This is a genomic window from Streptomyces sp. NPDC002779, assembly GCF_042888685.1.
GTDB lineage: Bacteria > Actinomycetota > Actinomycetes > Streptomycetales > Streptomycetaceae > Streptomyces.
In genome coordinates this window covers 307,838-326,668 of sequence record NZ_JBIAQC010000003.1, presented here as the reverse complement: position 1 = coordinate 326,668, position 18,831 = coordinate 307,838, and the positions used below count along the sequence as shown (strand labels likewise).

At 72.7% G+C, this 18,831-nt stretch carries 17 protein-coding genes; 6 read left to right on the top strand and 11 right to left on the bottom strand.

Translation table 11 applies throughout. The annotated features are described in order from the left end of the window. Positions 1-321: 321 nt before the first annotated feature. A complete protein-coding gene (locus ACFYW5_RS11320) occupies positions 322-1,317 on the top strand; it encodes a phosphotransferase (RefSeq protein ID WP_389416690.1) in 996 nt (331 codons plus the stop codon). 19 nt (positions 1,318-1,336) lie between these two features. Here ACFYW5_RS11320 and ACFYW5_RS11315 read toward each other — a convergent pair whose 3' ends face one another. Beyond that, entirely contained in the window at positions 1,337-2,923 is a 1,587-nt protein-coding gene (locus ACFYW5_RS11315; protein ID WP_389417004.1) for a protein kinase, read from the bottom strand. A gap of 339 nt (positions 2,924-3,262) precedes the next feature. Between ACFYW5_RS11315 and ACFYW5_RS11310 the strand changes: the two genes are divergently transcribed. Then, positions 3,263-4,876 carry a protein kinase gene (locus ACFYW5_RS11310; protein WP_389416689.1) on the top strand — a complete coding sequence of 538 codons (1,614 nt, stop codon included), beginning with the start codon at positions 3,263-3,265 and terminating at the stop codon, positions 4,874-4,876. Positions 4,877-4,918: 42 nt separating this feature from the next. Here the strand turns inward: ACFYW5_RS11310 and ACFYW5_RS11305 are convergent, their stop codons facing one another. Further along, on the bottom strand, positions 4,919-5,458 hold the full coding sequence (locus tag ACFYW5_RS11305; protein ID WP_389416688.1) for a bacterial proteasome activator family protein: 540 nt from the start codon (positions 5,456-5,458) through the stop codon (positions 4,919-4,921). Between the two features lie 143 nt (positions 5,459-5,601). Here ACFYW5_RS11305 and ACFYW5_RS11300 point away from each other — a divergent pair, with 143 nt between their 5' ends. After that, complete coding sequence (locus ACFYW5_RS11300) at positions 5,602-5,991, top strand: hypothetical protein (RefSeq protein WP_389416687.1); 390 nt, start codon at positions 5,602-5,604, stop codon at positions 5,989-5,991. Between the two features lie 58 nt (positions 5,992-6,049). On the opposite strand, the gene ACFYW5_RS11295 is transcribed toward ACFYW5_RS11300, so the two are convergent. Continuing rightward, entirely contained in the window at positions 6,050-7,030 is a 981-nt protein-coding gene (locus ACFYW5_RS11295; RefSeq protein WP_389416686.1) for an NAD(P)H-quinone oxidoreductase, read from the bottom strand. Between the two features lie 150 nt (positions 7,031-7,180). Here ACFYW5_RS11295 and ACFYW5_RS11290 point away from each other — a divergent pair, with 150 nt between their 5' ends. Both ACFYW5_RS11290 and ACFYW5_RS11285 read left to right on the top strand, forming a co-directional pair. Then, positions 7,181-8,179 carry an ATP-binding cassette domain-containing protein gene (locus tag ACFYW5_RS11290; RefSeq protein ID WP_389416685.1) on the top strand — a complete coding sequence of 333 codons (999 nt, stop codon included), beginning with the start codon at positions 7,181-7,183 and terminating at the stop codon, positions 8,177-8,179. Beyond that, the gene (locus ACFYW5_RS11285) at positions 8,176-9,024 is read left to right on the top strand and encodes an ABC transporter permease (RefSeq protein ID WP_389416684.1); all 849 of its coding nucleotides are present in this window, start codon (positions 8,176-8,178) and stop codon (positions 9,022-9,024) included. The genes ACFYW5_RS11290 and ACFYW5_RS11285 overlap by 4 nt, the downstream gene beginning before the upstream one ends. 11 nt (positions 9,025-9,035) lie before the next feature. Here ACFYW5_RS11285 and ACFYW5_RS11280 read toward each other — a convergent pair whose 3' ends face one another. From ACFYW5_RS11280 to pdhA, 6 genes are read right to left on the bottom strand one after another with little or no spacing between them, the layout of a single operon-like run. Next, positions 9,036-10,133: a potassium channel family protein gene (locus ACFYW5_RS11280; protein ID WP_389416683.1), complete on the bottom strand. Its 1,098-nt coding sequence runs from the start codon at positions 10,131-10,133 to the stop codon at positions 9,036-9,038. After that, positions 10,130-11,485: a molybdopterin molybdotransferase MoeA gene (locus ACFYW5_RS11275; protein WP_389416682.1), complete on the bottom strand. Its 1,356-nt coding sequence runs from the start codon at positions 11,483-11,485 to the stop codon at positions 10,130-10,132. The genes ACFYW5_RS11280 and ACFYW5_RS11275 overlap by 4 nt, the downstream gene beginning before the upstream one ends. Further along, positions 11,482-12,393 carry an NTP transferase domain-containing protein gene (locus ACFYW5_RS11270; RefSeq protein ID WP_389416681.1) on the bottom strand — a complete coding sequence of 304 codons (912 nt, stop codon included), beginning with the start codon at positions 12,391-12,393 and terminating at the stop codon, positions 11,482-11,484. The genes ACFYW5_RS11275 and ACFYW5_RS11270 overlap by 4 nt, the downstream gene beginning before the upstream one ends. Before the next feature lie 54 nt (positions 12,394-12,447). Then, positions 12,448-13,842 (bottom strand): dihydrolipoamide acetyltransferase family protein, encoded by a 1,395-nt coding sequence (locus ACFYW5_RS11265; protein WP_389416680.1) that lies wholly within the window; start codon positions 13,840-13,842, stop codon positions 12,448-12,450. Beyond that, positions 13,842-14,846, bottom strand: coding sequence for an alpha-ketoacid dehydrogenase subunit beta (locus ACFYW5_RS11260; protein WP_351984077.1), 1,005 nt, complete (start codon positions 14,844-14,846; stop codon positions 13,842-13,844). Before ACFYW5_RS11260 ends, ACFYW5_RS11265 begins: the two co-directional genes overlap by 1 nt. Then, entirely contained in the window at positions 14,843-15,973 is a 1,131-nt protein-coding gene (gene pdhA / locus ACFYW5_RS11255) for a pyruvate dehydrogenase (acetyl-transferring) E1 component subunit alpha (protein ID WP_389416679.1), read from the bottom strand. Before pdhA ends, ACFYW5_RS11260 begins: the two co-directional genes overlap by 4 nt. A 175-nt stretch (positions 15,974-16,148) precedes the next feature. On the opposite strand from pdhA, the gene ACFYW5_RS11250 reads away from it, so the two are divergent. Continuing rightward, on the top strand, positions 16,149-16,646 hold the full coding sequence (locus tag ACFYW5_RS11250; protein ID WP_389416678.1) for an Lrp/AsnC family transcriptional regulator: 498 nt from the start codon (positions 16,149-16,151) through the stop codon (positions 16,644-16,646). Position 16,647: 1 nt separating this feature from the next. Here ACFYW5_RS11250 and ACFYW5_RS11245 read toward each other — a convergent pair whose 3' ends face one another. Then, a complete protein-coding gene (locus ACFYW5_RS11245) occupies positions 16,648-17,238 on the bottom strand; it encodes a TetR/AcrR family transcriptional regulator (protein WP_389416677.1) in 591 nt (196 codons plus the stop codon). Next, positions 17,235-18,755 carry a 3-hydroxyacyl-CoA dehydrogenase gene (locus ACFYW5_RS11240; protein ID WP_389416676.1) on the bottom strand — a complete coding sequence of 507 codons (1,521 nt, stop codon included), beginning with the start codon at positions 18,753-18,755 and terminating at the stop codon, positions 17,235-17,237. The genes ACFYW5_RS11245 and ACFYW5_RS11240 overlap by 4 nt, the downstream gene beginning before the upstream one ends. Positions 18,756-18,831 lie beyond the last annotated feature (76 nt).

The window sequence follows — 18,831 nt, the reverse complement described above, 5'->3', positions numbered from 1 at the left end:
GTACTGGTCACAGCCTTGCAGGAGGCCGGAGCAACGGCACGTTATCCCGCGCACCCAGCTCAGAGGAAGAGTTTGCGCCGCTGACTTGCCGCCGGGCGAAGAAGGAAAAATCCGGGCATTCCTGCCGGGCGCCCGGGACGGCCGCCGACGCGATCGTGCGCGATTCGGCAATTCGGCGGGCGCGTCGGTATGGGAAGCCACTTCGGGAGCATCTCGTGACCAAAAGCGACTGACGCTGCCTTTCTGTGACGACGCCCAGCTCACGGGGCCGGTGGGTGCCCTAGCATCTGCCGCGTGCCGCGCCCTTGTGTACCACCCCCCGTGCATCCCGCGCCCCCGCTGGGCGCCCTGCTCCGCCAGTACGCCGCCGGCGGTGCCGTCGCCTGTGTCCCCGTGGACCAGGGGCTGCTCAACCGCGGCTACCGGCTCCGCACGACCCGCGGCCGGTACTTCCTCAAGCACCACTTCGACCCCGAGACCGCCGACCCCGCCGCCATCGCCCGCCAGCACCGGGCCACCCGGCGCCTGGCCGACCTCGGCGTCCCGGTCGCACCGCCGCTGCCGGGGCGGGACGGCCGTACCGTCGCGGTGATCGGCGGCCACGCCTACGCCCTGCACCCCTGGATCGACGGCCGGCACCGGCATGGCGGCCAGCTCGCCCCGGGGCAGTGCGCCCGGCTCGGGGCGCTGCTGGGGGCGGTGCATGCGGGTCTGGAGCGCGTGATGCCGCCTCAGGGGCGGGCGCCCGCGGTGAGCGCGGACCCCGAGGAGACCTTCGTGCTCATCGAGGACCTGCTCGCCCGGGTGCGCCGGCACCGGCCCGCCGACTCCTTCGACGCGCTGGCCCGCCACCGGCTGCTGGAACGGCGCGCGCTGCTGGAACGGCACACCGGCCGGCGCCCGCCGTGCGGCGGCTCGGTGGGGTGGGTGCACGGGGACTTCCACCCGTTCAACCTGCTGTACCGGGGCGACGCCCCCGCCGCGATCGTCGACTGGGACCGGCTCGGGGTGCAGCCGCGCGCGGAGGAGGCGGTACGGGCCGCCGCGATCTTCTTCGTGCGGCCCGCCGGCACGCTGGACCTGCCGAAGGTACGGGCCTACACGCGCGCGTACCGGCGCACCGCGGGCGCCACGCCCTCCGAGCTGGCGGCGGCCGTGCACCGGGTGTGGTGGGAGCGCCTGAACGACTTCTGGATGCTGCGCTGGCACTACGAACGCGGCGACACCCGCGCGGACGCGCAGTTCCCGGCCGCCTCGGCGCTGGCGGTGTGGTGGACCCGGGAGTACGACCGGGTGTGCGACGCGTTCGTGCGGTGACGCCCGCCGGCGCGACCCGTCAGTCCTCGCCGCCGGCGCCGCCGTCGGTGCCGCCGTCGGTGGTGCCGCCGATGATCTCGTCGGTGGGCTCCTCCGTCGGTTCGTCCGTGGGCTCGCCGGTCGGCTCCTCGGTCGTCGGCTCGTCCGTCGGCTCCGTGGTGGTCGGCTCGTCCGTCGGCTCCGGCTCCGTCGGCGACGGGGTGACCGAAGGCTCCTCGGGAGGGGTCCAGCCCGAGCCGCCGCCGCCGGTGCCCGAGCTGTCGTCGGTGGCGGTGTCGGTGGGCTCCTCGGTCGCCTCGTCGGTCGGCTCCTCGCTGGCCGTCTCGTCGTCCTTGGACTGCGTGGCGGTCGGCGACTTGGTGGTGTCCGTGCCGGGGCTCTTGCCGTCCCCGCCGTTGAGCGCGAGGGCTACGCCCGCCGCGATGGCGATCACCGCGAGAACGGCGAGGATCCACAGCTTGCCCCGGCCGCCGCCCCGGTTGCCCTGCCCCTCGAAGCCGCCGTCGTCCCCGCCGTACCGGCCGCCGGGCAGGATGGGCTGCGGGATCGCGGAGGTGCTGGAGGCGTCCGCGCCGGAGTGGCCCATCACCGCGGTCTGCGCGAAGCCCGCCGCGGGGGTGTGCCGGCCGTCGTGCAGGTCGACCGGCCCGGTGTTCCAGGTGCCGGTGTGGCCGCCCTGGTCGTAGAGCATCTGCAGGCCGTACTGGACCAGGCCGCGCATCTCCTCGGCGGTCTGGAAGCGGTCGTCCGGCTCCTTGGCGAGGGAGCGCATGACCAGGCCGTCCAGCTCCGGCGGGCAGGCATCGGAGGCCTCCGACGGGGGCGTCGGGATGTCCTGGACGTGCTGGTAGACCACCGAGAGCGGGGTCTCGCCGGTGAACGGGGGCCGCAGCGCGAGGAGTTCGTAGAGGAGACAGCCCGTCGCGTACAGGTCGGAACGGTGGTCGACCGCCTTGCCGAGCGCCTGCTCGGGGGAGAGGTACTGGGGGGTGCCCATGACCATGCCGGTCTGGGTCATCGTCGTGGACGCCCCGTGCAGGGCGCGGGCGATGCCGAAGTCCATGACCTTGACGGCGCCGTTGTTGGTGATGATGACGTTCGCCGGCTTGATGTCCCGGTGCACGATGCCGTGCTGGTGCGAGTAGGCGAGCGCCTCCAGCACACCGGAGACGATGATCAGCGCCTGCTCGGGGCCGGGCGCCTCGGCGTTGAGCAGGAGGTCGCGGATGGTGCGGCCCTCGACCAGTTCCATGACGATGTACGGCACGCTCTGGCCGCCCACGAAGTCCTCGCCGGAGTCGTACACGGCGACGATGGCGTGGTGGTTGAGGCCGGCCACCGACTGTGCCTCGCGGGTGAAGCGGGCCTTGGAGACCGGGTCCTCGGCGAGATCGGCGCGCAGCAGCTTGACCGCGACGGTGCGTCCCAGCCGGACGTCCTCCGCCGCGAAGACCTCGGCCATGCCGCCCCGGCCGAGTCTGCGGGTGAGCCGGTACCGGCCGTCGCCGACCAGCCCGCCGTTACCCCACAGCTCCGGCGCATCTGACATACCGCCGCCAGCCGCCTCGGGGTCGGACGGGCCCTGAGCGCGCTGCTGTGCCATCAGTCCTCGCCGTCGTTTCTGCCCGCGGTGCGCGCGGTGTTGTTACGGTCTCCGTCGGCCACGCTACAGCCTCCGCGCAAGCCGCCGGTCCGGGACGGACCAGCGGCCGGTCCGTGACAGACCGGCCATGAAACCCGCTAGCCGGTCCGTCGTGCAAATTCTGTGTACCGGCCGTACGGCCCCTGTAACGCTTGCGCGACGCTTCTTTCGCGTACGGTCACGGATCGGGCACCGAGCTTGACGTGTCAGTGCCCTGGGGCAGACTTGGCCGGGAATAGCACTGTCGATCAACACGGATCGTCGACAAACGCCGGGCCAACGGGCTATGGGGGACGCGGAGACATGAGCCAGGACGGCGCACAGGGGCGGTATGCGGGACGGGCGCTGGCGGCCGGCCGCTATCAGCTGCGCGACTTGCTCGGCGAGGGCGGCATGGCCTCGGTGCACCTGGCCTACGACGCGGTGCTGGACCGTCAGGTCGCGGTCAAGACGCTGCACACCGAACTCGGCCGCGAGCAGGCCTTCCGCGAGCGCTTCCGCCGCGAGGCCCAGGCCGTGGCCAAGCTCACGCACACCAACATCGTCTCCGTCTTCGACACCGGCGAGGACGATGTCGACGGGATGACGACTCCGTACATCGTCATGGAGTACATCGAGGGCCGCCCGCTCGGCTCGGTGCTCGACGAGGACGTACGGCAGCACGGCGCGATGCCCGCCGACAAGGCGCTGAAGATCACCGCGGATGTGCTGGCGGCGCTGGAGATCAGCCATGAGATGGGGCTGGTCCACCGCGACATCAAGCCGGGCAACGTGATGATGACCAAGCGCGGCGTCGTCAAGGTCATGGACTTCGGCATCGCCCGCGCCATGCAGTCCGGTGTCACCTCGATGACCCAGACCGGCATGGTCGTCGGCACCCCGCAGTACCTCTCCCCCGAGCAGGCGCTCGGCCGCGGCGTGGACGCGCGCTCCGACCTCTACTCGGTCGGCATCATGCTCTTCCAGCTGGTCACCGGGCGGCTGCCGTTCGACGCGGACTCGCCGCTGGCGATCGCGTACGCGCATGTGCAGGAGGAGCCGGTGGCTCCGTCCTCCGTCAACCGCTCGCTGCCGCCGGCCGTGGACGCGCTGGTGGCCCGCGCGCTGAAGAAGAACCCCAACGAGCGTTTCCCCAGCGCCGAGGCCATGCGCGACGAGTGCCTGCGGGTGGCGTCCTCCTTCCGGGCCGCCGCGCCGAACATCGTGCCGGGCTCGCCGGCCGCCAGCGGCTCGGGCGTCGGTTCCGCGGTGTTCCCGCCGGTCGACCAGTCGACGTCGGCGCCCACGGGCCCGGTCCACACGCCGTACCAGCCGGCCCCGAACCCCTACGGCACCCCGGCGCCCACCCCGGCTCCGTCGTACGGCTATCCGCAGCAGCCCGGCTACCAGACCCCGGCGCCCGCGGGCTACGGCGCGACTCCGCCGCCGTACAACATCACCCCGCAGCCGGCCGGGTCCGGTTCCGGGGGCGGGAGACGGAACAACAAGCCGGTGATCATCGGCTCGATCGTGGTGTCCGTGCTCGCGGTGGGCGGCCTGGTCGCCGCGCTGACGCTGAGCGGCGGGGGCACGAAGGACGACGAGGGCGGCGCGAGCCCCAGCCCGTCGGCGACGACGGCGGAGGGCTACCGCGGCCCGGACCCGAGCCGGACGATCGACCCGGAGGAGTGCAGCGAGCCCCAGGAGTCGTACAACGACCCCAAGAAGGTGGAGATGCCCAACTTCGCCTTCAAGAACATCGACTCGGTGAAGAAGTGCCTGAAGGCCGCCGGGTGGTCGGCCGACACCCGGGACGTCGACGAGTCCACCTGGGGCGACGGCACGGTGATGAAGCAGTTCCCCGCCGCAGGCACGGACATCGACCCCGAGGACCCGGGCACGTTCCAGTTCGACGTCTCCTCGGGCAACCCGGCGTGACCGGGCTGCCCGCTGCTCGTCGGCGGTAGGGGTGGTCCCGGGCTACAGGTAGGGCCCGCCCGAGCGGCCGCCCGGGTGGTGCTGGTCCTCGCCCTCGTGGCCGACGCCCGGGGGCAGGGCCCGGCGCATCTGCTCCAGCTGGGCGCGGGCCGCCATCTGCTGGGCGAACAGCGTGGTCTGGATGCCGTGGAAGAGGCCCTCCAGCCAGCCGACCAACTGGGCCTGCGCGATGCGCAGTTCCGCGTCGGACGGGGTCGCCTCGTCGGTGAAGGGCAGGGACAGCCGCTCCAGTTCCTCGACCAGCTCCGGGGCCAGGCCGTCCTCCAGCTCCTTCACCGAGCTGGCATGGATCTCCTTGAGCCGGACCCGGCTGGCCTCGTCGAGTGGGGCCACGCGGACCTCCTCCAGCAGCTGTTTGATCATGCTGCCGATCCGCATGACCTTCGCCGGCTGTTCGACCATCTCCGTCACGGGAACCTCACGGGAGTCCTCGTCGCCTCCGCCGCCGATGGACATCCCGTCCTGGCCCACGACCAGGATCTGCGGATTCTCCGGCGACCGTTCGTTCCTCGGCATCTCCATGCCGCCATTCTCTCGCACGCCTGCATCCCATCAGCGTGGTGCCCCCCACGGCAGGTGATCCACCGTTTACGTACCGGGACTTTCCGTCACCCGGTGGCGGAGTCCGGCATGCCCGACATGACAGTCGGTGTGAGGCTTGGTCCGTGACTCGATGGCTGCGGACAGTACGGGCGACGGCGCTGGCCGTCGTCCTGGTGGCGGGTTGGGGGTGCCCGGTGGCGTACGGCGAGGAGGCCACGCCGTCGGCGTCCGGCTCGGCGTCCCCCTCGCCCTCCTGGGCCGGAAGCGCGGCCGGGCAGGGGCGGGAGCGGCCCGGCCGCCAGTGGGTGAGCGTGCCCGAGGAGGAGCCGCCCCCGGCCGAGCCCTCCCCGGCGGCTCCGGCGGAGGCGGTCGGCTCCCCCGTGCCGGCCGGGCAGGACGTCGTACGGGCCGAGCCCGTCATTCCGGTACTGCCGCTGGGCAGTGGCCTGGTGCTGATCGGGCTCGGCCTCGGGCTGGCCTTCCTGGGGCTGCGGCTCAGACGGACGGACTGAGCCGCCCGCACCTGACCTACCTGGCCCCACACGAGCAGCCCGCCCGCACCTGATCCACCTAACCCGTCACGAGCAGCACCTTTCCGACGTGCCCGCTCTCCTCCACGATCCGGTGCGCGTCCGCCGCGTCCCGCATCGGGACCTCCCGGTCGACCACCGGACGCACATGACCGCCGTCCAGCAGCGGCCACACATGCTCGCGTACGGCCGCCACGATCGCCGTCTTCTCGGTCAGCGGGCGGGCCCGCAGCGAGGTCGCGCTGATCGCGGCCCGCTTGCTCAGCAGGGTGGCGATGTTCAGCTCGCCCTTGATGCCGCCCTGCATGCCGATGATCGCGAGGCGGCCGTTGACCGCGAGGGCCCGGACATTGCGGTCCAGGTACTTGGCGCCCATGTTGTCCAGGATGACGTCGGCGCCCGCCCCGTCGGTGGCCTTCCTGACCTCCTCCACGAAGTCCTGCTCCCGGTAGTTGACCAGGATGTCCGCGCCCAGCTCGGCGCACCGCTCCAGCTTCTGCGGGGTGCCGGCGGTGACCGCGACCTTCGCGCCGACGGCCTTGGCGAGCTGGATCGCCATCGTGCCGATGCCGCTGGAGCCGCCGTGCACCAGCAGCGTCTCGCCCGGCCGCAGGTGGGCGATCATGAAGACGTTCGACCAGACCGTGCAGACCACCTCGGGCAGCGCCGCCGCCCGCACCAGGCCGACGCCCCGGGGCACGGGCAGCAGCTGCCCGGCCGGGACGACGACCTTCTCGGCGTACCCGCCGCCCCCGAGCAGCCCGCAGACCTCGTCGCCCACGGACCAGCCGGCGACACCGGGGCCGATCTCGGCGACCCGGCCCGAGCACTCCAGGCCCGGGTAGGGGGACGTGCCGGGCGGCGGGTCGTAGAAGCCCTGTCGCTGGAGGATGTCGGCCCGGTTCACGGCGCTCGCCGCCACCTCGACCAGGACCTCGCCCTCTCCAGGCACCGGATCCGGTACCTCGGCCCAGACCAGCGCCTCGGGCCCACCGGGTTCGTCAATCGTGATCGCATGCATGAGGGCGACGCTACTCCTCGGTCCCTGGTCCCATCCCGGCTCGGTCCTTGGACCGGTTCCCCCGAAAAACCCTGTGCGCAACCGATGAGTTTGCGCGACGGTAAAGGTCTTTCCCTGCGTAAACCCGTGTACGCGGAAGGACATCCCACCATGAGCCAGCACACGTCAGCCCTGGCCATCGAGACGGCGGGTCTGGTGAAGACGTTCGGCGAGACCAGGGCCGTCGACGGCGTCGACCTGTCGGTCCCGGCCGGTACCGTCTACGGCGTTCTCGGCCCGAACGGCGCCGGAAAGACCACCACCGTGAAGATGCTCGCCACCCTGCTGCGCCCCGACGGCGGCGAGGCCCGCGTCTTCGGCCACGACGTCGTGCGCGAGGCCGACGAGGTGCGCGGCCGGGTCAGCCTGACCGGCCAGTACGCCTCCGTCGACGAGGACCTCACCGGCACCGAGAACCTGGTGCTGCTGGCCCGGCTCCTCGGCCACGCCAAGCAGGCCGCCCGGCACCGCAGCGAACAGCTCCTGGAGGCCTTCGGACTGACGGAGGCGGCCGGCAAGCAGGTCAAGCACTACTCGGGCGGCATGCGGCGCCGTATCGACATCGCCGCGTCCATTCTCAACACGCCCGATCTGCTCTTCCTCGACGAGCCGACGACCGGGCTCGACCCGCGCAGCCGCAACCAGGTGTGGGACATCGTGCGGGCGGTGGTCTCCCAGGGCACCACCGTGCTGCTGACCACGCAGTACCTGGACGAGGCCGACCAGCTGGCCTCCCGGATCGCGGTCATCGACCACGGCAAGGTGATCGCCGAGGGCACCAAGGGCGAGCTGAAGGCGTCCGTCGGCGCCGGATCGGTCCATCTGCGGCTGCGGGATCCCGAGCAGCGGCCGGAGGCGGAGCGGGTGCTGCGGCTCGCGCTGGACACGGACATCCAGCTGGAGCCCGATCCGGTGGCGCTGACGGCCCGGCTCGGCGCCGCGACCGGCGACAGCGCGGCGGAGCAGGCCTCGCGGGCGCTCGCCGAGCTGTCCCGCAGCGGCATCACGGTCGACAACTTCTCGCTGGGCCAGCCCAGCCTGGACGAGGTCTTCCTCGCCCTCACCGGACACGACACCAGCCACGACACCAAGGACGAGGTGGCGGCATGAGCACCGCGACAACCCCAGAGGCCAAGGAACTCGCCCCGGTCAGCGCCGACTCGCTCGCCGCGCTGCTGGTGACCGGTGAGCGGCCGCCCCGGCCGAGCGCGCTGTCGGCCTCGCTGACCTTCGGCTGGCGGGCGATGCTGAAGATCAAGCATGTGCCGGAGCAGCTCTTCGACGTCACCGCGTTCCCGATCATGATGGTGCTGATGTACACCTACCTGTTCGGGGGCGCCCTGGCCGGGTCCCCGAAGGAGTACATCCAGTTCCTGCTGCCGGGCATCCTGGTGATGTCGGTCGTGATGATCACTATGTACACGGGCGTCTCGGTCAACACCGACATCGAGAAGGGCGTCTTCGACCGGTTCCGGTCGCTGCCGATCTGGCGGCCGTCGACGATGGTCGGCTATCTGCTGGGGGACGCCCTGCGCTACACCATCGCCTCCGTGGTGATGCTCGTCGTCGGCATGATCATCGGTTACCGCCCGGACGGCGGGGTCACCGGCGTGGTCGCCGGGATCGCGCTGCTGGTGGTGTTCTCGTTCGCGTTCTCGTGGATCTGGACGATGTTCGGGCTGCTGCTGCGCACCGAGAAGTCGGTGATGGGCGTCAGCATGATGGTGATCTTCCCGCTGACCTTCCTGTCCAACGTCTTCGTCGACCCGAAGACCATGCCGGGCTGGCTGCAGGCGTTCGTCAACAACAGCCCCATCACCCACCTGTCCTCCGCGGTGCGGGAGCTGATGGCGGGTGACTGGCCGGCCGACGAGATCGCCTGGTCGCTGGGGTGGGCCGGGCTGTTCGTGCTGGTCTTCGGGCCGATCACGATGCGGCTGTACAACCGCAAGTAGCCGGAAAGCAGTCAGTCCTGGGGAATCGGGCGGACGTCGGGCGCGATCTGGACGCCCGGCGTGGCCCGGACGATGGTGATGACCCGGTCCGTGGCCTCCAGGGTGCCGACGGCCGGGTCGTCGTATCCGAGCACCCGGTGCCCGCGGACAACGCTCACCACCAGGTCGGACGTCTCCCGGGGCCCCTTGCCCACCTCGGCCTTTATGACCGGCCGCTCGATGATGTCGAGCCCGCTGCCCTGCTGGATCAGGTCCTCCATCACCATGCCGGCCGCCGGGCTGAGCACCGACAGGCCGAGCAGCCGTCCGGCCGCGCTGGCGCTGGTGATGACCGCGTCGGCGCCGGACTGCTTGAGCAGCGGGGCGTTCTCCTCCTCGCGGACCGCGGCCACGATCTTCGCCCCGCGGTTGAGCTGGCGGGCCGTCAGCGTCACCAGCACGGCGGTGTCGTCGCGCTGGGTGGCGATGATGATCTTCCGGGCCTTGTGCACCTCGGCCCGCATCAGCACATCGCTGCGGGTCGCGTCGCCCACGATCCCCGCGTAGCCCTCGGCGGTCGCGGCGTCGATCACCTTGGTGGAGGGGTCGACCACCACCACTTGCTCCTTCTTCAGTCCCGTCGCGCAGACGGTCTGGATCGCCGAGCGTCCCTTCGTACCGAAGCCGACGACGACGGTGTGGTCGCGCAAGGCGGACCTCCAGCGGTTCAGACGCCATTCCTCCCGGGTGCGCTCGGTGAGGACCTCCAGCGTGGTGCCGACCAGAATGATCAGGAACAGCACCCGCATGGGCGTGATGACAAGGATGTTGGTGAGCCGGGCGGTGTCACTGACCGGCGTGATGTCGCCGTAGCCCGTGGTGGAGAGGGTGACGGTCGCGTAGTAGAAGGCATCGAGGAAGTCGAGCCTGCCGTCGGAGTTGTCGTTGTAGCCGTCGCGCTCGGCATAGACGATCAGGGCGCAGAGCGCCAGCAGCGTCAGTGCCATGATCACCCGCTTGGCGACCTGGCGGAACGGGTGCTCGACCACCTTCTTCGGCAGCTTCACCCGGTGGGTCACCAGGCGTTCGTCCGGCTGGCGGGCGATGGCGTCCTGGCCCGGAAGTTTCACGTGAAACACACCCCGATCCCAGAGGACGCCCATGGCAGGTCCAGCAGTTCCGCCTCCGCACCGGCCGCGGTCCCGCCGGGCGGTACGACGGCCAGGGCGTCGGCGGCCGCGATGCCGCGCAGCATCGCCGGGCCGTTGTAGTGCAGCGGCACGGCATGGTCACCGCGCAGCACGACGGGCACCAGCCGGGTGTCGTAGGGATGCCCGTGCGCCGCGTCCTGCAAGGGCAGGGTGTACGGCTCGGGGGCGGGCCGGGCCGTGAGGGCGCGCAGCAGGGGCTCGGCGAGCGTCAGCAGGCCGGAGACGGCCGCGAGGGGGTTGCCCGGCAGGCCGACCAGGTGCTGGTCCTCCTTGAGGCGGGCCAGCAGCATGGGGTGGCCCGGACGTACCTTGACGCCGTCGACCAGGAGCTCGGCGCCCAGGCGGCGCAGGGTGGGGTGGACATGGTCCAGGGGGCCGGAGGCGGTGCCGCCGGTGGTGACGATCAGCTCGGCCTCGGAGTAGGCGAGGGTCTTGTGCAGCGCCTCGGCGTCGTCGCCGAGCCGGCGCACGGTGGTGACCTCGGCGCCGAGCGCGCGCAGCCAGGGCGGCAGCATCGGGCCGAGCGCGTCCCGGATCAGCCCGTCGTGCGGCAGCCCTTCGGTGAGCAACTCGTCGCCCAGGACGAGCACTTCGACGCTCGGGCGGGGCAGGGCGGTGACGCTGTCGTAGCCCGCCGCGGCGGCGAGGCCCAGGACGGCCGGGGTCACCAGGGTGCCGACGGCGAGGAGTTGGTCGCCGGAGCGGCACTCCTGTCCGCGGGGGCGGATGTCCTGGCCGTGCTGGAGGTCGCGGGTGGCGTGCAGGTGGCCCGTGTCGTCGTTGCGGCCGTGTTCGCTGCGCAGGACGGCGGTGGTGTCCAGGGGGATGCGGGCGCCGGTGGCGATACGGGCCGCCTCGCCGTCGGTGAGCGGGGCGGGCGCCGCGTGTCCGGCGAGGACGCCGCACTCCCGTACGGTCCAGGGTCCCGGTCCGGCGACCGCCCAGCCGTCCATCGCGGAGGTGTCGAAGGAGGGCAGGTCGGTGAGGGCGGTGAGGGGGGCGGCCAGGGTGAGGCCGAGGGCCCGGTCGAGGGGGACGGAGAGGGGGGTGCGGCGGGCGCCGGGGCGGCGTCCCGCGCGGGCCGCGAGGGCGCGGGCCTCGGGCCAGGGGGTGGCCCGGTGGTCCTCGGCCGGGTGCTGCGGGGCGCTTTCGGGCCGGGGCCGCGGGGTGGGGGTGTGCTCGCCGGCAGGGCGGTTCTCCTTCACGAGCGCCAGTACCTCCTCGACGTCGAGGTCCTCGGCGTCCTCGTCCCGGACGCTGCGGGCGGTCATCCGGCGTCCGGGGTGGAGTTCGGTTCCGCGTCCGCGGTGGCGGCCGGGGTCTGCTCCGACGCCCAGCGCGCGGCGAGGTCCGCGGCCTTGCGGGCGGCCTCGGCGACCGCCTGGGGGCCGCCCTGGGCCTGGGCCGCGGCGTAGCCGACGAGGAAGGTGGTCAGCGGCGCCGCGGGGCGCGCCACGCCGTGGGCGGCGTCGCGGGCGAGGTCCAGCAGGAGCTTGGTGTCGACGTCGAGGTCGATGCCCAGCTCGTCCTTGACTGCGGAAATCCATTCATCCAACACGTGCCCATGCTCCCTGATCCGTGCCCTGGCGGTGGCGATGTCGTCCCAGGTGTCGCAGTCGAAGGACGCGACGGGGTCGGGGACGCGGCTGAGGCGGAGGCCGGCGATGAGCCTCCGCAGGGGAAGACCGGTGAGGCCGCCGTGCTCCTCGGAGAGCGCGGCGAGCCCCTCGCGCAGCGCCCGTGTCCGGTACGCGGCGACGAGGGGCTGGTCGCGGCCGTCGGCGTCGGTGAGCAGCACACCGTCGTCGGTCCCGTCCCGCAGGGCGGCCGTCAGCCGCCGTACGGTGCCCTCTTCGAGGAAAGGCAGGTCGGCGGAGAGCACGACGACGAGGTCTGCGGTGGTGGGGCGCAGGCCCGCGGCGAGGGCGGCGAGCGGGCCGCCGCCGGGCGGGTCCTCGCGGGCCCAGGTCACCGGGCGTGCGGTGGGCCTGGGGTCGGCGACGACGACGGTGCCGCGCGCGCGGGCGCAGGCGGTGAGCACCCGGTCGAGCAGCGGGCGCCCGCCGACGCTCAGGCCGGGCTTGTCGGCGCCGCCGAGCCGCCGGGCCGCACCCCCGGCGAGCACGACGGCGTCGTACGCCTCAAAACCCGGCTCTGCCGGGGGCTCGTACGCGGTCACCCCCTGAGTATGCGTGCCGCGGCGATCACAGGGAATGCGGGGGCGGCCGCGTGATCAAAGGGTGCGCAGCAGAACCGCCGGCTGTTCCACGCAGTCCGCCACATAGCGCAGGAAGCCGCCCGCGGTGCCGCCGTCGCAGACCCGGTGGTCGAAGGTGAGCGAGAGCTGCACGACCTGGCGCACCGCCAGCTCGCCCTCGTGCACCCACGGCTTGGGGATGATGCGGCCGACGCCGAGCATCGCGGCCTCGGGGTGGTTGATGATCGGGGTGGAGCCGTCGACGCCGAACACGCCGTAGTTGTTCAACGTGAAGGTGCCGCCGGTGAGTTCCCCGGGCGTCAGGGCGCCGGTGCGGGCCGACTCGGTGAGCCGGGCGAACTCGGCGGTCAGCGACTCGGCGTCCCGCGCGTGGGCGTCCCGGACGACCGGGACGACCAGGCCCCGCTCGGTCTGCGCGGCGAAGCCGAGGTGGACGTGGTCGAACCGGACGACCTCCCTGGCCTCCGTGTCCACGCTGGAGTTGAGCTCGGGGAACCGGGCGAGGGCGGCGGTGCAGATCCGGGCGAGCAGGGCCAGCAGGGAGATCTTCCCTCCCCCTGCCGCGTTCATCGCGGCGCGGGCGCGCATCAGCTCGGTCGCGTCGGCGTCCACCCAGCAGGTGGCGTCGGGGATCTCGCGCCGGCTGCGGGAGAGCTTGTCGGCCACGGCACCGCGGATGCCCTTGAGGGGGGTGCGGGTCACTCCGTCGGCGACGGCGGCGACGGCGGCGATGGGGGTGACGGGAGTGTCGGCGGGCGCCGGGGCCGGTGCCGGGGCTGTGCGGCCCTGGGCGGGTGCGGCGGCGGCACGCAGGGCGTACTCCACGTCGGCGCGCAGGATCAGTCCGTCGGGGCCGGAGCCGGTGAGCTCCCGCAGGTCGAGGCCGTTCTCCCGGGCTAGGCGGCGGACCAGGGGGGAGATCACGGGGACGGGGCCGTCGGGGACCTCGGGGGCCGGTGCGGGGGCAGGGGTTGCGGGCCGCGCGGGCGCCGGAGCTGGGGCTGCGCTGCGCGCGGGACCCTGGCCGTTCGCCGCCGCGGCCGGCGCCGGGCCGGTGGACGCCGGCTGGGCCGGGCGCACCCGCCTGCGTCGCGCGGGGGCCTCGGAGGTGCCGTAGCCCACCAGGACGTTCCCGGAGCCCTCGGCCGGATCGCCGTCGGCGTCCGCCCCGACGGCGACCGTGATCAGCGGCGCCCCCACGGGAAGCTCCGTGCCCTCCTCGCCGAAGCGGGCGGTGACCACACCGGCGTAGGGGCAGGGGACGTCGACCATCGCCTTGGCCGTCTCGACCTCGACGACCGGCTGGTCGACGGCGACGACATCGCCGACCTGGACCAGCCAGCGCACGATCTCCGCCTCGGTGAGCCCCTCACCGAGGTCGGGAAGCTTGAACTCCAACACCTGTGCCATCAGCTCTCGGCCTCCCATTGCAGACGCCCCACGGCGTCCAGGATCCGGTCCACGCCGGGCAGGTGGTGACGCTCCAGCATCGGCGGCGGGTAGGGGATGTCGAACCCGGCCACCCGGAGCACCGGCGCCTCCAGATGGTGGAAACAGCGCTCCGTGACGCGGGCCGCGATCTCCCCTCCCGGGCCGCCGAACCCGCCCGACTCGTGCACGACGACCGCTCGTCCGGTCCGCCGCACCGAGGCGCAGACCGTCTCGTCGTCGAACGGCACCAGCGAGCGCAGGTCGACGACTTCGAGGTCCCACCCCTCCTCCCGGGCCGCCTCGGCGGCTTCGAGGCAGACGGGCACGGACGGACCGTACGTGATGAGCGTGGCGCTCCGGCCCGAGCGCCGCACCACCGCGCGGCCGATCGGTTCAACGCTCTGCGGCTCCTCGGGGTTCCAGGAGTCCTTCGACCAGTAAAGGCGCTTGGGCTCCAGGAAGACGACCGGGTCGTCGGAGGCGATGGAGGCGCGCAGCAGGCCGTAGGCGTCGGCGACGGTGGCGGGGGTGACGACATGGAGCCCCGGGGTCGCCATGTAGTACGCCTCGGAGGAGTCGCTGTGGTGCTCGACGCCGCCGATGCCGCCGCCGTAGGGCACGCGGATGGTCAGGGGCAGCGGCATGGCGCCCCGGGTGCGGTTGCGCATCTTCGCGACATGGCTGATCAGTTGCTCGAACGCGGGGTAGGCGAACGCGTCGAACTGCATCTCCACGACCGGGCGCAGGCCGTACATGGCCATGCCGACCGCGGTGCCGAGGATGCCGGCCTCGGCGAGCGGGGTGTCGGTGCAGCGGTCCTCGCCGAACTCCTTGGCGAGTCCGTCGGTGACCCGGAAGACACCGCCGAGGGTGCCGACGTCCTCGCCCATGACGTGCACGGACGGGTCGTCCGCCATGGCGTCGCGCATCGCGCGCGTGAGGGCCTGTGCCATGGTGGCGGGCTTCACCGCGACGGTGGTCATCGCTGGTCCCCCTCGGCGTCCAGCTCGGCCTGCAACTGGGCCTGCTGTGCGCGCAGTTGCGGTGTGGGTTCGGCGTACACGTGGGCGAACAGGTCCCGAGGGTCGAGCTGCGGGTCCTGGTTCATGCGGTCGCGCAGGTCGGCGGCCATCGCCTCGGCGGCGTCCCGCGCGGCCTGCTTGCCGGCCTCGTCGAGCAGGCCGCGCTCGGTCAGCTCGTGCTCCAGCAGGGCGATCGGGTCGTGGCCGCGCCAGGTCTCGACCTCGGAGTCCCCGCGGTAGCGGGTGGCGTCGTCGGCGTTGGTGTGGGCGTCGATCCGGTAGGTGACCGCCTCGATCAGGGTGGGGCCGCCGCCGGCCCGCGCGTGGCGCACGGCGTCGGACAGCACCTCGTGCACGGCGGCGGCGTCGTTGCCGTCCACCAGCCGGCCGGGGATGCCGTAGCCGACGGCCTTGTGGGCCAGCGACGGGGCCGCGGTCTGCTTGGCGAGCGGGACGGAGATCGCGAAGCCGTTGTTCTGCACCAGGAAGACGACCGGCGCCTGCCACACGGCGGCGAAGTTCAGCGCCTCGTGGAAGTCGCCCTCGCTGGTGCCGCCGTCGCCGACCAGGGCGAGCGCGACCACGTCGTCGCCCTTGAGGCGGGCGGCGTGCGCGAGGCCGACGGCGTGTGGGAGCTGGGTGGCGAGCGGCGTACTCAGGGGGGCGACGCGGTGCTCGCGGGGGTCGTAGCCGGTGTGCCAGTCGCCGCGCAGCAGCGTGAGCGCCTGGACGGGGTCCACCCCGCGGGCGACGGCGGCGAGGGTGTCGCGGTAGCTCGGGAAGAGCCAGTCGCGCTCCTCGAGGGCGAGCGCGGCGGCGACCTCGCAGGCCTCCTGGCCGGTGCTGGACGGGTAGACGGCGAGCCGGCCCTGCTTGGTCAGGGCGGTGGCCTGGGTGTTGTACCGACGGCCGCGCACCAGTTCGGCGTACAGCCGGCGCAGCAGGCCGGGGTCGGCCCGGTCCGCCGCCTCCGTGCCGAGGACGCGGTAGGGCTCCGCGTCGGGCAGCAGGGGCGCGGGGTCGGTGCGGGGCTGCCAGGCGGGCGGCGGCGATGGCCGGTACGCGCCCCGCTGCTCCATGACCGTCATGACGGCACCTCCTCGTGGGAGCGGCTACGGGAGGCGTGTCGGCTGTGACCCGCCTCACCTACCGATTGTTCGGTCGTCGGCACATTTTGGCTACAGGCGCCTCCAGGCTGTGGACAAACGGTTCTCCACAGCCTGCAATGAACGCAGGACGTCCACGACAGGGAGGCGGGGGGACATGGCACCTGAACAAATGGCCGAGGGTCCCGAGGGCCCCGGTGTGCCGCCCCCGCGTCCCCTGGACGCCATCGATCAGGACATCCTCCAGATGCTCCAGGCGGACGGCCGCGCCTCGATACGGTCCGTCGCCGAGCGGGTGCACGTCTCGCGGGCCAACGCCTACGCGCGGATCAACCGCCTCATCGAGGACGGCGTCATCCGGGGCTTCGGCGCCCGCGTCGACCATGAGCGCGCGGGGCACGGGACGTCGGCGTACATCACGCTGAAGATCGTGCAGAACAGCTGGCGCACGGTGCGCGAGCGGCTCAGGGAGCTGCCCGGGGCCTCGCACATCGCGCTGGTGGGGGGCGATTTCGACGTGCTGCTGCTGGTGCACACGCCCGACAACCGGGCGCTGCGCGAACTGGTGCTCACCCGGCTCCAGGCCATCCCAGAAGTGCTCAGCACCCGCACCCTGCTGGTGTTCGAGGAGGAGGACCTGGAGCCGCAGGGCTGACTCAGGCGGCCCGGCGCAGGCCGCCGAAGACCAGCTGCACGACGGCGTCGGCGACCTCGCGCTCGTTCATGCCCCGGCCGTCCGGGCGGTACCACTCGACGATCGAGTTGATCATCCCGAAGACGAGCCGGGTGGCGAGCCGCACCTCCACGTCGCCGCGCACGTCACCGTCGGCGGCCGCCGCCTTCAGCAGCTCGGCGACCTTGTGGTCGAAGTCGCGGCGCCGCTCCAGGGCCCACCGCTCGGTGTCGGTGTTGCCGCGCACCCGCAGCAGCAGCGTCACGTACGGCAGCTCGGCTATCAGCACCTCCACCATGCGCCGTACGACGTGCTCCAGGCGGTCGGAGGCGGGCCCCCCGCGCGCGGGCGGCTCGTCGAGGATCCCGAAGAGACCGTCGAGCGCCCGGCTCACGGCACGGCGCAGCAGCTCCTCCTTGCCGGTGACGTGGTGGTAGATCGACGACTTGGAGATGCCGGCCGCGCGCGAGAGGTGCTCCATGGAGGTGCCGTCGTAGCCGCGCTCGTTGAAGACCCGCACGGCGACCGTCAGCAGCGTCTCGGGGGTGTACGTGTCGCGCTTGGCGGTGGTCATGAGCCGCTGCCCTCCCGCTTGTCCGTGGCGTACGCGTGCCGGTACAGCGCGAGGGAGGGCGCGTACCGCCCGGAGGGGTCGCGCAGATGGAGGTCGTCGAGCAGGGAGTAGGCCCAGTTGCGGCCGAGCCGGCGGCTCCACTCGAAGGGGCCGAGCGGGTAGTTCACGCCGAGACGCATCGCGGTGTCGACGTCCTCCTCGGTGGCCACGCCCTTGGCGACGGCGTCATGGGCGAGGTCGATGATCCGCGCGACCGTACGGGCGACGATCATGCCGGGCACGTCGCCGATGACGCTGACGTCCTTGCCGAGCGCCTGGAACAGGCCGGTGGCCTCGGCGAGGGTCTGGGGAGAGGTGTCCTGGGAGGCGGACAGGGCGATCCGGGTGGCCCGGCGGTAGTCGAGCGCGAGGTCGAAGTAGACGACGTCCCGGAACTCCACCGACGTCTGCCCGTCGGCGAGCGCCAGCTGGCCGCCGGACGGCAGCACCAGCCGGGTGCCGTGGTCCTCCTCTTCCTCGCGCACCGGGATGCCCGCCTCGCGCAGCAGGGTGAGCAGTTCGGCGGCCGGGCCCAGATCGCCCTCGGCGACGACGTACGCGGGCGGGCGCTCCCGCTCGGCGGTGTGCGGTTCGGGTCGCTCGGCGGCCCCGGCGGAGTAGTCGTACCAGCCGTGCCCGCTCTTGCGGCCGAGGCGGCCGGACTCGACGAGGCGGCGCTGGGCGAGGGAGGGCGTGAAGCGGACGTCCTGGAAGAAGGACTGCCACACGGAGTGCGTGACGGACTCGTTGACGTCCTGGCCGATCAGGTCGGTGAGTTCGAAGGCGCCCATCCGGAAGCCGCCGCACTCGCGCAGGACGGCGTCGATGGTGGCCGGGTCGGCGCCCTGGGCCTCGTGAACGGCGAAGGCCTCGGCGTAGAAGGGCCGCGCGATGCGGTTGACGATGAAGCCGGGGCTGTCCGCGCAGGCGACCGGCGTCTTGCCCCAGGCGCGTGCCGTCTCGTACGCGCGCGTGGCCGAGGTGACGTCGGTGGCGAACCCGGAGACCACCTCGACCAGCGGCAGCAGCGGGGCGGGGTTGAAGAAGTGCAGGCCCACGAAGCGGCCGGGGTGGGCGAGGGCGCCGCCGATGGCGGTGACGGAGAGGGAGGAGGTGTTGGTGGCGAGCAGGCAGTCGTCGGCGACGACCTCCTCCAGTGCGCGGAAGAGGTCCTGCTTGACGTCGAGGCGCTCCAGGACGGCCTCGACGACCAGGGCGCAGTCGGCGAGGTCGGTGAGGTGCTCGGCGGCCGACAGGCGGGAGCGTGCCGCGTCCCGGTCGGTATCGGTCAGGCGGTCCTTCTCGACGAGCCGGTCGAGGCGGGCGCCGATCGCGTCGGCCGCCTCCTGGGCCTTCCCGGGGACGGCGTCGTACAGCCGTACGGGGTGGCCGGCGACCAGCGCGACCTGGGCGATGCCCTGGCCCATGGTGCCGGTGCCGACGACGGCCACGGGGCTGCTGAGGTCGATTGCTGTCATGTGCGCGATCCTCCCGCACGGGGTTTTCCACAGATGCGGCGGACCCCCTTGTACCGACCGATCGTTCGGTTACTCT